The organism is Dyadobacter alkalitolerans DSM 23607, assembly GCF_000428845.1.
GTDB lineage: Bacteria > Bacteroidota > Bacteroidia > Cytophagales > Spirosomataceae > Dyadobacter > Dyadobacter alkalitolerans.
Genome location: NZ_AUAS01000006.1, coordinates 1 through 13,185, shown reverse-complemented (window position 1 = coordinate 13,185; position 13,185 = coordinate 1). Strand labels below are relative to the sequence as shown.

Here is a 13,185-nt window from a genome sequence, read left to right as displayed (position 1 = left end):
CTACCAATAGTTAACTTCCCGGATGGAGAAAGACAATACTTATTTCGGCGTGAAGGAAATCGCGCGGCGGGCCAATGTTTCGATTGCAACAGTAGACAGGGTCATTCACAACCGCACCGGCGTTTCTGAAAAAACCAAAAAGAAGATCAATGAGATCATTAAAGAACTTGATTATCAACCTAATATATTAGCAAGTCGGCTGGCTTCACGCAAAATCATTTCCCTGGCTGTGCTGCTTCCGAAGGTATCTGCCGAGACAGACTTCTGGGAAGCGCCGCTTAAAGGGATCGTCCGGGCGCAGCAGGAGATCAAAAAATATGGCGTTCAGGTGAGCACATTTCTCTTTGATTTAAATGACCATAATTCTTTCAACGAACAGACGAAATTAATTCTGGCGGGCACTTTTCATGGTGTTTTGCTTGCCCCTTCCTTTGTAGAGGAAGCGCGTGGTTTTGCGGCTGAATGTACCAAACTGAAAATTCCGTTTGCCTTCATCGATTCCGACATTCCGGACCAGGATAACCTGACCTATATCGGCCCTCATCTATTCCAAAGCGGCTATGTAGGGGCCAAATTGCTGACTTACCGCTTAAAAGAAAATCACAAAGTGCTGGTTGTCAATATTTCGAGAGACACGGATACTTACAATTATTTGCAGATCGAAGAGGGTTTCAGGTCTTATTTCAAAGATCATAACTTGCCTGGCGAGATCATTCGGATGGACCTTAAGGATACGGATAACCTTTCCGTGACAAGAGACCTGAAACGCATGCTGCACACGCACGAGCATATTGAGGCTATTTTTGTAACCAATTCACGCGTTTCCGCCGTGGCTTCCTTTCTCGAAAAAGACAATCGAACAGACATTTCTTTAATTGGCTATGATTTCCTTAAAGAGAACATTCGCTTTTTAGATGAAGGGTTGATTGATTTTCTGATATGCCACAAACCTGAGGAGCAGGGTTACCGGGGGTTAATGGCCTTATACCAAACTTTGGTCCTCGGCGCGCCTGTTGAAAAGGTACATTTTATGCCAATTGACATCATTACAAAAGAGAATCAGGCGTTTTATCAGAATTGATCACTATTCAGCCAAACACAGTATAAAATCTTTCGTTTTCTAACTTGTTCAAAATAATTTATTATCAAATTGCACAGTGAGTTGTTAATAAAAATATGTTTGTATATTTACGGGTACGTGCCCGAAACGACTTTTTCGGACCGACTATTCCTAAACACTTTATAATAAGTATATGCATTTGAGCAGAAGAAACTTCATTCTCAAATCCGTCGCGACCGGCGTGGGACTCGGATTACTGGAATATTTACCTGCCATTGCCAGGCCTGCTGATGGAAAACGGGTGGGCATTATCGGCCTGGACACCTCTCACAGCATTGCATTTACAAAGGCACTAAATGCTGCCACGCCGGACCCGGTTTATGACGGCTACAAGGTCACAGCAGCCTATCCGCAAGGAAGTAAGGACATTGAATCCAGCACAAAACGCATTCCGGGTTACATTGAAGAAGTCAAAAAGCTCGGCGTCAAAATCACTGGCTCGATCCAGGAATTACTAGCAGAAACGGATGTGATCCTCCTGGAAACCAATGATGGCCGGTTGCACCTGGAACAAGCTTTGGAAGTTTTCAAAGCTGGCAAAAGAATGTTCATCGACAAACCAGTAGCAGGCTCATTATCAGACACTATTGCGATTTATAATGCTGCTGAAAAATACAAGATCCCTGTTTTCTCGGCTTCTTCCCTACGTTACATCAAAGGACTTGAAAATATAGACAAAGCCAAGGTTTTGGGCGCTGACACATATAGCCCTGCGGTTTTGGAAAAAACACACCCTGACTTTTTCTGGTATGGCGTTCATGGTGTCGAAACGCTTTACACCGTCATGGGAACAGGCTGCAAAAGCGTAACCCGCGTAAGCACACCCAACACCGACATTGTGGTAGGCATATGGGGCGATGGCCGCACGGGCACATTCCGGGGAACGCGGACTGGCAAACATGATTACGGCGGGACGGTTTTTACAGAAGACGGCAATAAAGTTTTAGGCCCATATGCAGGTTATGAGCCACTTTTGGTGGACATTATTAAGTATTTCAAAACGGGTGAAATGCCTGTGACACCTCAGGAAACGATTGAAATTTTCGCATTTATGGAAGCAGCCGACGAAAGTAAGCGCCAGGGTGGAAAAAGCGTTATGTTGGAAAGTGTGCTGAATAAAGCGCGGAAGTCTGCTAAGTAACTCAGCCAAATCCCTTAATCATCAATACGATATGAAAAATATTCCGAACGAAAGACGAGATTTTTTAAAGAAAACGCTTGCTGGTAGTGCGTTGCTGACTGTGGGTGGCATTTTGCCGGGTTATAGTCCAAAAAGTTATGCGAAGATCATTGGCGCAAACGAGAAAGTTCGCGTGGGCGTTATGGGCGTGAACAGCCGTGGACTGGCACTTTCTTCCAACTATGCATTGCAGCCAAATTGTGAAGTTGTTTCAATTTCGGATGTCGATTCGAGAGCCGCGGAAAAGTGCATCAATACGGTCAACGACATTCAAAAATCAAGGCCCGCGAACACGCCTGACTTCCGGAAAGCACTGGAAAATAAGGATATGGACGCATTGGTGATAGCCGCTCCGGACCATTGGCATGCGCCTGCGGCAATTCTGGCTTCCAAGGCCGGAAAGCATGTTTACCTCGAAAAACCATGCAGCCACAATCCGAATGAAGGCGAAATGCTGATTGCGGCAGCGAAAAAATATAAGAATGTAATCCAAATGGGCAACCAGCGCCGTTCGTGGCCGAATGTGATGGCTGCGATTAAGGAAGTCCATAGTGGCGCGATTGGCCGCCCGTATTTTGTAAAGGGTTGGTATACCAATAACAGGGCGTCCATTGGCGTGGGAAAAGAAACTGCCGTTCCTGCCTGGCTGGACTATGAATTATGGCAAGGTCCCGCACCCCGTCGTGCTTATAAGGACAATCTGATCCATTACAACTGGCACTGGCTTTGGAACTGGGGAACCGGCGAAGCGCTTAACAACGGCACGCATATGCTGGACCTGATGCGCTGGGGATTGCAAGTGGAATATCCTAACCGTGTTACTTCCTCAGGCGGACGTTTCCGCTATAAAGATGACTGGGAAACGCCTGATACGCAGGTTATCAATCTGGAATTTGATAATAACACGGCCATGACCTGGGAAGGACGAAGCTGTAACGGTCGCACCATCGAAGGCAGCAGCGTAGGTGTTGTTTTTTATGGTGAAAATGGTTCACTTCAAATTGGCGAAGGTAACACTTATACGATATATGGTCTTGATAACAAGGTGGTTAAGGAAGTGAAAAATGACTTTGTGATTGATCCGAGAAATAAAATGAACCCTTCGCAGGGATTGGATGCATTGCATATCCAGAACTTCTTTGACGCGATCAAAAAAGGAACGCCACTGGCTTCTGAGATTGTGGGCGGGCACCAAAGCACACTGCTGGCGCAACTCGGCAACATCGCCTTCCGCAGCGGGGGGACATTGAATGTGGATTCCTCAAACGGACACATTAAAAACAACAAAGAGGCTGAAAAGCTTTGGAAAAGAGAATATCAAAAGGGCTGGGAACCAACTATTTAGGATCCCAGATTAAATCTGAGATTATTAAGCCCCCAGATTAAAATCTGGGGCAAGCAAATAAAAATCCCCTGACGGGGATAATGGCAATATCCCCGTCAGGGGAGAAACGTAAAATGGCCCCAGATTTCAATCTGGGGTTTAAAGGATCAAAATCCAGGGCAAATACAAAGGGATCCCCGTCAGGGGATCAAGATTTATAACCCCGGACTTCAGTCCAGGGCCTAACGCCAACGAACACATGAGCAGCGCCTCCGTAGCAATAAAGGTAGAGAACCTGACGAAGCGGGAAACGATGATCTCGATCTTTTTGATCGGGCTCATGTTTTTCATCTTTGGCTTTGTTTCCTGGGTGAATTCCATCCTTATTCCGTATTTCAAAATCGCTTGCGAGCTGACAAGTTTCCAGGCTTATCTGGTCGCGTTTGCTTTTTACATTGCCTATTTCGTGATGTCTGTGCCTTCTTCCTATTTGCTGAGGGCGGTGGGTTTTAAGAAGGGAATGATGTTCGGATTTTGGGCGATGGCTTTGGGGGCCTTCATTTTTGTGCCTGCGGCTATGTCGCGGACTTATGAGATATTTCTGCTTGGATTGTTTACGATTGGAATTGGGCTGGCTATTTTACAAACTGCTGCTAATCCCTACATTACCATTCTCGGAGCAAAAGAACGGGCAGCGCAGCGGATCAGCATCATGGGGATTTGCAATAAAGCAGCCGGGATTTTGTCTCCCATCGTTTTTGCAGCCGTTATCCTCCGCCCTACCGACACGGCGATGTTCCAACAACTGAGCTCGATGACCGAGGTGGAAAGAAGCACCGCATTGGACGAGCTGATCCGGCGCGTGATTAACCCTTACATTGGGCTGGGAAGCTTCCTGTTTATCCTTGGTTTTTTGGTTTACAAATCACCCTTGCCGGAAATTGACACCGAGCATGAAAGTGAACATTTGGCCACTGCGAATGCGGGTAAAACAAGTATTTTTCAGTTTCCACACCTCATTCTGGGCGCATTAGCGATCTTTTTGCACGTGGGAACGCAGGTGATCGCCATTGACACCATTATTGGTTATGCCAATTCTATGGGCATTGATCTGCTAGAAGCGAAGGTTTTCCCTTCCTACACGCTTTTTTGCACCATTTGCGGGTATTTGATCGGGATCACCGTCATTCCGAAATACATTAGTCAGGTTACGGCGCTCCGAATATGCACATTGCTGGGGACCATTTTTACATTGCTGATCATTTTTGCCAAAGGTGAATTGGTGTTCCTGGGGCATACGGCAGACATTTCAATCTGGTTTGTGGTGCTGCTTGGTCTGGCAAATTCCCTTGTTTGGGCAGGAATATGGCCGCTGGCGCTGGATGATCTGGGAAGATTTACCAAGCTCGGCGCTTCCATCATGATCATGGGATTGTGCGGAAACGCCATTATGCCCCTTTTCTACGGCTATTTTGCAGATACGCTGGATGTGCGGCAGGCTTACTGGGTGCTGCTGCCTTGCTATTTGTATCTCGTTTTTTATGCGGTGAAAGGGCATAAATTGAGAAAATGGGGGTTTTAAGAACCCTAATTAAGAAGTTAGAACAGAGTATATGAGATTAAAAATAACCAATGGTCACATCATCACGCCGTTCCGCTACATCCGGAACGGAACATTGCTGGTTGAAGATGGTGCGCTACTGGGCATACATGAAGGAAATGTCGATTTTCCGGATGCGGAGATCATTGATGCGGGCGGAAATTACATTGCGCCGGGCTTTATTGACCTTCACATTCACGGCGGTGGCGGTTATGATTTTATGGACGGGACCGTGCATGCCTTTTTGCGCATTGCCGAAACCCATGCCAAATACGGAACCACAGCACTGGTTCCCACGACATTAACCAGCGAAAAAGAGGATCTGCTGCAAACGCTGGACAATTACGAAGAGGCCAATGCGACGAACTTGAAAGGCGCGCAATTCCTCGGAATGCATTTGGAAGGGCCATATTTCGCATTAAGCCAACGCGGTGCGCAGGACCCGCGTTACATCCGCAATCCCGATCCGAAGGAATATGAAGAAGTGCTGGCTTACTCCTCGTCGATCACGCGGTGGAGCGCTGCGCCGGAGCTTCCGGGAGCCATTGATTTTGGCAAAAGACTAAAACAAAAAGGCATTCTGGCAGCCGTAGCGCATACAGATGCTATTTATGAGGAAGTGCTGGATGCTTATGAAAACGGTTACACGTTAGCAACGCACTTATATTCAGCCATGTCCGGTGTGACACGCAAGAATGCGTTTCGTTATGCGGGCACCATTGAAAGCGCTTTTTTGCTTGATATGGACGTGGAGATCATTGCCGACGGCGTGCATTTGCCCGCACCGCTTTTGAAATTGATATACAAAATAAAAGGCCCCGACCGCATTGCACTGATCACCGACGCCATGCGCGCCGCCGGAATGCCTGAGGGCGAAAGCACATTAGGTTCCCTGAAAAACGGCCTGAAAGTGATCGTTGAAGACGGCGTCGCCAAATTACCCGACCGCACCTCGTTCGCAGGAAGCGTATCCACGACGGACCGACTGGTTAGAAACATGGTGCAAATGGCAGATGTTTCGCTCCTTGATTCGGTGCGGATGATGACGGCCACGCCTGCACGAATTATGGGCGTGGATCACAAAAAAGGCACATTGGTGGCTGGCAAGGATGCGGATATCGTGATTTTCGACAGTGATATCAACATCCAAAAGACAATAGTAAGAGGCAGGGTTATATACAACAAGCAATTTTAACGAACACAGATTATGAAGGTTGACGATTTGGAAATAAAAATTTTCGACACCAGACAGGAAATGGGACTCAATGCGGCCAAAATAGTGGCTGATAAAATCCGTGAATTGCAACAAACCAAAGATTCGGTCAATATAATTTTCGCCTCTGCCCCATCCCAGAATGAGTTTTTGGCAGCATTGAAAGAAGAAAAGGGCGTTACTTGGGAGAAAATTAATGCTTTTCACATGGACGAATATGTGGGCCTGCCGGACAATGCTCCCCAGAATTTCGGAAATTTCCTGAAAGTCAAATTGTTTAATTTTGTGCCGTTGAAATCGGTTAACTATCTGAATGGCAATGCTGAAAATATAGAAGCCGAGTGCAACCGTTATGCGCTGCTATTGGAAGAGAATCCGATTGACATTGTTTGTCTGGGCATTGGAGAAAATGGACATTTGGCCTTTAATGATCCTCATGTGGCATTTTTTGATGATCCGCTGATTGTAAAACAGGTAGATCTGGACCAGGCTTGTCGTCAGCAGCAAGTGAATGATGCGTGTTTTGATACATTCGACGAAGTGCCGCAAATGGCATTGACGCTCACTATTCCAACATTAATGAAGGCGAAATGGGCTTTTGCGATGGTTCCGGGCGAGAAAAAAGCGCAGGCCATTTACCATACCGTTGCCGAAGAAATTCAGGAAGAATATCCGTCTACGATCCTCCGCAAGCATCCGCATGCCGTTCTATTTATTGATAAGGCGAGTTCAGGGAAGCTGAAAGAAATTTCGTCTTACAGTCAGGCGTAACATCTTTTTTGGGCCTATCTTGCATTATTACCTCAATCCACCAACATGAGAAAACAACTCTTGACGATCGCTTTCATGAGCGCTATGGCATTAAATCAGGGATGTGACACGAAAAAAGAAGAAGCCAAAGACGAGACAACCAAAAAACCATTGAGCCTTATTGTGGTTGAGCCGGGGCATTTCCATGCTGCGTTGGTTCAGAAATCCATGTATCCGGATGTAGATTCGGTCGTGCATGTGTATGCGTCCGAAGGCCCCGATGTGAAGGCGTATCTGGACAAAGTGGAGAAATACAATGCAAGTCCCAAAGACCCGACACGCTGGAAAGAGGAAGTGTACACGGGTCCTGATTTTCTTGAAAAAATGCTTTCGGAAAAGAAAGGAAATGTGGTCATACTGGCTGGAAATAACCAAAAGAAGACCGATTACATCAAGCAATCCGTGGACGCCGGCCTGAATGTGCTTGCCGACAAACCGATGGCGATTGATGCGGCGGGTTTCGAAAAATTAAAAGAAGCATTCGCAAGCGCTGAGAAAAACAAAGTGCTCCTTTACGACATCATGACCGAGCGTTACGAGATCACCAATGCATTGCAGCGCGAGCTGGCCAACATGCCGGATATATTCGGAGAATTGCAAAAAGGAACAGCTGAAAATCCAGCCGTTGCCAAAGAAAGTGTACACCATTTTTTCAAATACATTTCCGGCGAACCACTCGTTCGCCCAACCTGGTTTTTTGATGTAAAACAACAAGGCGAAGGAATGGTAGACGTTACCACACATTTAGTTGACTTGGTTCAGTGGAGCTGTTTCCCAAACACCGAATTGGACTACAAAAAAGACATTAAACTTCTTTCCGCAAAACGCACCGCGACGAAACTTACCAAGTCACAATTCAAGCTCGTAACCAAAAGCGATAGCTTCCCCGACTTCCTGAGCAAAGACGTAAAAGACACAACACTAAGCGTTTACGCCAATGGCGCAATGAATTATACATTGAAAGGTGTGCACGCCAAAGTATCAGTACTCTGGAATTTCCAAGCCCCCGAAGGCACCGGCGACACGCATTACTCCATCATGAAAGGCTCCAAAGCCAACCTCATCGTCCGCCAGGGCAAAGACCAGAAATACAAGCCTGTGCTTTACATTGAGACCGTTGACAAAGGAAAAGCTTACGAAAACGCCGTAGCCGAAAGCTTCAAAAAAGTGCAAGGCAAATATCCCGGCATCGAGCTAAAAAAGAACGCCGCCGGCTGGGAATTGTCCATCCCTGCAAAATATGATAATGGCCACGAAGCGCATTTCGCACAGGTTGCTAATAAGTATATGGAGTATTTGAAAGCCGGGCAGCTGCCGAGGTGGGAAGTTCCCAATATGATTGCGAAGTATTATTTGACGACGCTTGCTTTGAAGGAGGCTAAGTGATAGATGCTAATAAACACTGTCAAATGCATTCTAGCTACAATGTTATCTAACCCTGTCAGCCTGAGCGAAGTCGAAGGCACGTTACCAAGGAGTAGCGTGCCTTCGACTCCGCTCAGGCTGACAGGGTTAGTTACGATTTGCTAGTTTTCTTTCGGAAGTAGGTAGCTACTAATTCCCAGCCCGAAACAACACAAAAGCCACCTTTCCAACAACGCCCCTACCCATTATCCCCGTCCCAGTCCTTTCTCGTTTCGCGGCAGCCAAGTCCTGCCTGTATTCCACCGAAACACTCAGCCTTTGCCATTTCGTTCCTATTGAACCGGTTGCAACAGGAGAGATTCGATCATAACCGAAAGCGTCGTGGTTTACAATGTTTCCAAGCCCTGCTTCCTTTTGCACCGCGGCGATGAACATATTTGCTCCTACCTTTCCGTCTACGAAGAGCCTTATTTTTGATTTTGGATTGACATACCATCGAATTCCGGCGTCAATTGCTCCGCGGTGATGCATTTCTTTGGTAATCCAGCTTCCATGTGTTCTACTAGCTTCAGCAAGCATATCCACGTACATTTTCTTCTGTTGGTAGCTGATTTGTGTCAAAGCAGATAGTCTTGGACTGATCACACGTTCTGCATAAATACCGGCACCTCGTGAGTAATACGTCGGGAAGTTTTGAATGTAGCCGCCAGGAAGTTCTCCCAGGTAGTAATATTTCCGATTGTACCAATCTCTTCCGTGTTCTAATTGAAAGCCTAATTCCCAACGAGCTTGTGCCCAAGCGTGTAGTGAAGTGCAAATGGTTAAAAGGAAAACAAAGGCTATCGATTTCATAACATTCGAGGGATTGGATTGATTAGGATCGAACAGCTTATGCTATGTAATCCTATTTCCCGAATAAAGGCATCCAGACTTTCCTTCCGGCGCAAGTGAATGAACGAATGGTTTATCACTACATTCCACCCCTAAACAAAGCAAACCCAACCTTCCCAAAAACGCCCTTCCCCGAAACCTCACTCATTCCACCAATCCGTTTTGAAACCGTCAAATCGTCCCGATATTCTGCGGAGATGGTTAGGCGTGAGCATTTGATTCCTAATGAGGCGGATGCGACGGGGGCCACGCGTTGGAAGCCGAAGACATTGCCGCGAACGATTCTGCCGAGGGAGCGTTCATGCTGGACAACAGACATAAAAACATTTGCACCCAGCTTCCCATCCACAAATAAGCGGATCTTGGAATGGGGATTTGGATACAGTCGGAAACCCGCGTCAACGGCACTCCTATGATGCACTTCGCGTAAAAAATGGTGCGATGCAGTTTGATTGTACTCATGAAAAAGCTGCTGATGCACCTTCTTTTGCGCATAACCCACTTGGCCTAGCACAGACCACCGTGGATTCAAAGATCGCTCAAAATAAAACCCCGCACCCCAAGAGCGACTTGAAGAAAAATCAATGTTCGAACCCTCGTAAGAGCCCATAGGTGTAGCTTCTTTATGATAATAATCCTGTCCATACTCGGCTTGAATACCACATTCCTAGCGTGGAACTTGTGTTTGGGCAAGTGCCGGAAAATAAGTCAGAATCGACCCTATAAGTAAAATTGCAATTCTCATAACATGTATTTGGTGTAGTGATAGCGATACGTTACTCATTACTAACCAACAAGTTACTTAAATTTCATTTTTTACAAAGAAAAATTATTCACCCTGTCCTAATCCTCTCCACTTTCTCAAAAAACTCCAACATCTCCTTAAACGAAAAGTATGTATCACTCAAATTCTCCGACCGGCCCATTTCGTTTTGGGCGAGCATGAAGCCGCTGAACATGGTCCAAAGTTCGCGGTTCCAGCTTTCGGCGGTGCTGCTGCTGAGTAGGTCGCTTACGGCCTTTCCATAGGCGATCCATTTTGCGTCGGGCGACTCGCTAGTGTGCGTTTTTAATTCCATTTTTATGTTTTTAATGTGTGATGAGCGCCGTGCTTTGCGGCTTCCTGTTTGTGTTATGGCAAATCACGGCATTCCGGCTAACTTAATGTCACGCATCCAGCCCGTATCGTACGCTGAAATGCTTGTAAAATACTCGGAAACTTCCCGATAGATTTATCTAAATTGCCTTTTTAACCAACCGCCTTCCCGATGACACATGCTACACCCAACCCCAAAATCCACGAAGGCCGCAACCTTAAACGCTTCCGCGAAATGCTCGGAATGAAACAAGACGTCCTCGCCATGGAGCTCGGCAGCGATTGGAACCAGCAAAAGGTTTCCTTACTTGAACAAAAAGAAAGGATCGATTCTGACATTTTAGAGCAGGTTTCTGCAATATTAAAGATGCCCGTCGAGGCGATCAGAAATTATGATGAGGAGCAGGCTGTGAATATAATTGCGAATACATTTAATGTTGAGAACGACGCTTACATTGGCAATTCGAATGGCACCTTCAACATTAATCCAATGGAAAAACTCATTCAACTTCATGAGGAGAAGATTGCTTTGTATGAGCGGATGTTGAAGGAGAAGGATGAGATGATGGGGAGGTTGGAGCGGTTGATTGGGGGGAAATCAAATTCAGAATCGCTATGACGGAAGAGGAAAAGTTTCAGGATTTAGAGCAGAAGATACGTCTGGGAATGAAAAAGACCTTTGAAAGTGTTCTTGAATTTAAAAGACAGAAAAATTCTCCCTTAGTCGTAATGAGAGGCGACAAAATTGTGAAGATTATGCCGGAGGATTTTCATACATTGAAAAGAAATGACAATGAAATGAACATCTTGGAAACATATAAAGAAGCTATTGTAAAACTTTGTAAAGCATACAAGGTTAGAAGCTTATATGCATTCGGTTCTGTTCTTACTGATCACTTCGACAGCAAAAGCGACATTGATCTGATCGTTGACTTTACTCCTATGGATGTCGAAGAGTACGCGGACAATTACTTTGATTTCAAATTTTCCTTACAAGATATTTTTCAACGTCAAGTTGACCTGCTTGAAGAAAAGGCGATCAAAAATCCCTATTTTCTGCAAAACGTAAATCAAAAGAAGCAGCTTGTGTATGGACATTGAGATCAAATCCTGGCTCTACGACATCCTCAGCGCAATCGCAGAAATCGAAAGCTTCTTCGCAGATCGGCCAATGCTATTTGCAAATTACCAAGCCGACCTACGCACCAAACGCGCCGTCGAAAGAAACATTGAAATTATTGATGAAGCTATGAACCGGATCATCAAGAAAGATGCCACTATTCAAATAACCAATTCTCGTATACTCGTCGACAGCCGCAATCGGATTATTCATGGTTATGATTCGGTGTCTGATGATGTTATTTGGGGGATTGTGGTGAGACACTTGCCGGTTTTGCGGGTGGAGATTGAATGGTTGCTTGAATGAAAAGTCAATTAAGCAGTCTCTTGGCAAAATTTTAGTCAACCAACTAACGGCGGTTTCACATACTGATTCGACAAGTTGCTATATAGCATTCTGGATCAAAGTTAGTTCTGAATGAAAAATATTTGATTTTTCTTCGTCTATCGTCAAGGTTAGGGTAGATTCAATAGGTGGCTGCTCAGTTTGCCCGCTATGATAAAGCCTCACAGCCTGTTCAATCTTATAAATAGAATCAATTGGGTACATCCATATCTCGTCCAATGCTTTCTCTGGGAAGTCAGCAAGTGTATCTCTGATAAGAACAAATTTCTCCTCTACCATTGTTGACCTAATATCAATTGACCACAATGCTAATTCTTTATAGACTTTTGCCATTGAGCAAGCAACATAATACAATCCCTTTATATCAGCAGGTGTGCCAGGCAAACCATAAAAATCTTTGTAAGCCTGGTTAAATAACTTGTTCAACGATAGAATCTGGTTAGTAACAGACGCTACATTTAACCGCAACCAGTCGCTAAGCTCATTCTTATGTTTTATTGCACGAACACTATTAGTAAGTATTTTATATTTGAAATCGAATCGCAAATCTTCATATTTTTCTAGCTCATCTTTTAGCACCTGAATAAAAAAGTGCGCTTCAAATAGGGCATCTTTTTTCAACAAATATTAATTGCTGTTGGAGACAACTTGATGTAAAAGTCTGGTAGAGCAGATTTTCTGAGTTTTTTTCGAAGATCAAGGCACTTTTTAAATAAATGGGTTAGCTGTAACTTAACTACAATATAAACATCCTGGACCCTATCAAACTCCCAACACCAGTTTCTATTAGTTTCTCTTACCTCTTTGACAAATTCAAACACACGAGTTGAATCAACATATTTCGAAAAGTCGGAATCAGGATTAGATTCCCAGAAACCAAGCATTCCAATGACTGACCTTTGTATAAAGACGTAAACAGGAATTCCTCTATTTCGTGCATGCATGTATTCAGTATTAGTAATTGACTTTCCAGAATCAACAAGAGATCTATAGCGGCCTCCAATTATTAATATGAAAATATCTGCTTGTATGTACCCCGTTTTTCAGACAGCCATTTGTTGTTGTATTTCCTTTTTCAGCAGCAAGTCTTTCCATTCAAAAGGCGTCATATTGCCGAGTCC

General features: G+C 45.0%; 15 protein-coding genes. 10 read left to right on the top strand and 5 right to left on the bottom strand.

All coding sequences use genetic code 11. The annotated features are described in order from the left end of the window. The first annotated feature begins 22 nt into the window (after window positions 1-22). The 7 genes from G395_RS0113350 to G395_RS0113320 all read left to right on the top strand — a co-directional run bounded on the left by G395_RS0113350 (window position 23) and on the right by G395_RS0113320 (window position 8,633). Entirely contained in the window at window positions 23-1,081 is a 1,059-nt protein-coding gene (locus G395_RS0113350) for a LacI family DNA-binding transcriptional regulator (protein WP_026630500.1), read from the top strand. Window positions 1,082-1,253: 172 nt separating this feature from the next. Continuing rightward, complete coding sequence (locus G395_RS0113345; protein ID WP_026630499.1) at window positions 1,254-2,261, top strand: Gfo/Idh/MocA family protein; 1,008 nt, start codon at window positions 1,254-1,256, stop codon at window positions 2,259-2,261. A 31-nt stretch (window positions 2,262-2,292) separates the two neighbouring features. After that, the gene (locus G395_RS0113340; protein WP_026630498.1) at window positions 2,293-3,645 is read left to right on the top strand and encodes a Gfo/Idh/MocA family protein; all 1,353 of its coding nucleotides are present in this window, start codon (window positions 2,293-2,295) and stop codon (window positions 3,643-3,645) included. A gap of 238 nt (window positions 3,646-3,883) precedes the next feature. Further along, window positions 3,884-5,206 (top strand): sugar MFS transporter, encoded by a 1,323-nt coding sequence (locus G395_RS0113335; RefSeq protein WP_026630497.1) that lies wholly within the window; start codon window positions 3,884-3,886, stop codon window positions 5,204-5,206. Window positions 5,207-5,237: 31 nt separating this feature from the next. Beyond that, window positions 5,238-6,419, top strand: a complete 1,182-nt coding sequence (gene nagA, locus G395_RS32095) for an N-acetylglucosamine-6-phosphate deacetylase (protein WP_026630496.1) — start codon at window positions 5,238-5,240, stop codon at window positions 6,417-6,419. 12 nt (window positions 6,420-6,431) lie between these two features. Continuing rightward, window positions 6,432-7,208, top strand: coding sequence for a glucosamine-6-phosphate deaminase (locus G395_RS32090; RefSeq protein ID WP_026630495.1), 777 nt, complete (start codon window positions 6,432-6,434; stop codon window positions 7,206-7,208). Window positions 7,209-7,253: 45 nt separating this feature from the next. After that, window positions 7,254-8,633 carry a putative oxidoreductase C-terminal domain-containing protein gene (locus tag G395_RS0113320; protein ID WP_026630494.1) on the top strand — a complete coding sequence of 460 codons (1,380 nt, stop codon included), beginning with the start codon at window positions 7,254-7,256 and terminating at the stop codon, window positions 8,631-8,633. A gap of 168 nt (window positions 8,634-8,801) precedes the next feature. Here the strand turns inward: G395_RS0113320 and G395_RS0113315 are convergent, their stop codons facing one another. From G395_RS0113315 to G395_RS0113305, 3 genes are all read right to left on the bottom strand, one after another. Then, window positions 8,802-9,464 (bottom strand): hypothetical protein, encoded by a 663-nt coding sequence (locus G395_RS0113315; protein ID WP_026630493.1) that lies wholly within the window; start codon window positions 9,462-9,464, stop codon window positions 8,802-8,804. 118 nt (window positions 9,465-9,582) lie between these two features. After that, window positions 9,583-10,113, bottom strand: a complete 531-nt coding sequence (locus G395_RS0113310) for a hypothetical protein (protein WP_026630492.1) — start codon at window positions 10,111-10,113, stop codon at window positions 9,583-9,585. A gap of 223 nt (window positions 10,114-10,336) precedes the next feature. Beyond that, window positions 10,337-10,582 carry a hypothetical protein gene (locus G395_RS0113305; RefSeq protein WP_026630491.1) on the bottom strand — a complete coding sequence of 82 codons (246 nt, stop codon included), beginning with the start codon at window positions 10,580-10,582 and terminating at the stop codon, window positions 10,337-10,339. Between the two features lie 189 nt (window positions 10,583-10,771). Here G395_RS0113305 and G395_RS0113300 point away from each other — a divergent pair, with 189 nt between their 5' ends. The 3 genes from G395_RS0113300 to G395_RS0113290 are packed head-to-tail and all read left to right on the top strand — an operon-like array spanning window position 10,772 to window position 12,025. Further along, window positions 10,772-11,218 carry a helix-turn-helix domain-containing protein gene (locus G395_RS0113300; protein WP_026630490.1) on the top strand — a complete coding sequence of 149 codons (447 nt, stop codon included), beginning with the start codon at window positions 10,772-10,774 and terminating at the stop codon, window positions 11,216-11,218. Beyond that, the gene (locus G395_RS32535; RefSeq protein WP_211237775.1) at window positions 11,215-11,700 is read left to right on the top strand and encodes a nucleotidyltransferase domain-containing protein; all 486 of its coding nucleotides are present in this window, start codon (window positions 11,215-11,217) and stop codon (window positions 11,698-11,700) included. The genes G395_RS0113300 and G395_RS32535 overlap by 4 nt, the downstream gene beginning before the upstream one ends. Then, window positions 11,690-12,025, top strand: coding sequence for a HepT-like ribonuclease domain-containing protein (locus tag G395_RS0113290; RefSeq protein WP_026630488.1), 336 nt, complete (start codon window positions 11,690-11,692; stop codon window positions 12,023-12,025). Before G395_RS32535 ends, G395_RS0113290 begins: the two co-directional genes overlap by 11 nt. A gap of 78 nt (window positions 12,026-12,103) precedes the next feature. On the opposite strand, the gene G395_RS0113285 is transcribed toward G395_RS0113290, so the two are convergent. Both G395_RS0113285 and G395_RS33260 read right to left on the bottom strand, forming a co-directional pair. Continuing rightward, window positions 12,104-12,685 carry a hypothetical protein gene (locus tag G395_RS0113285; protein WP_026630487.1) on the bottom strand — a complete coding sequence of 194 codons (582 nt, stop codon included), beginning with the start codon at window positions 12,683-12,685 and terminating at the stop codon, window positions 12,104-12,106. After that, window positions 12,682-13,083: a DUF4062 domain-containing protein gene (locus G395_RS33260; protein ID WP_510185847.1), complete on the bottom strand. Its 402-nt coding sequence runs from the start codon at window positions 13,081-13,083 to the stop codon at window positions 12,682-12,684. Before G395_RS33260 ends, G395_RS0113285 begins: the two co-directional genes overlap by 4 nt. Between the last annotated feature and the right edge of the window lie 102 nt (window positions 13,084-13,185).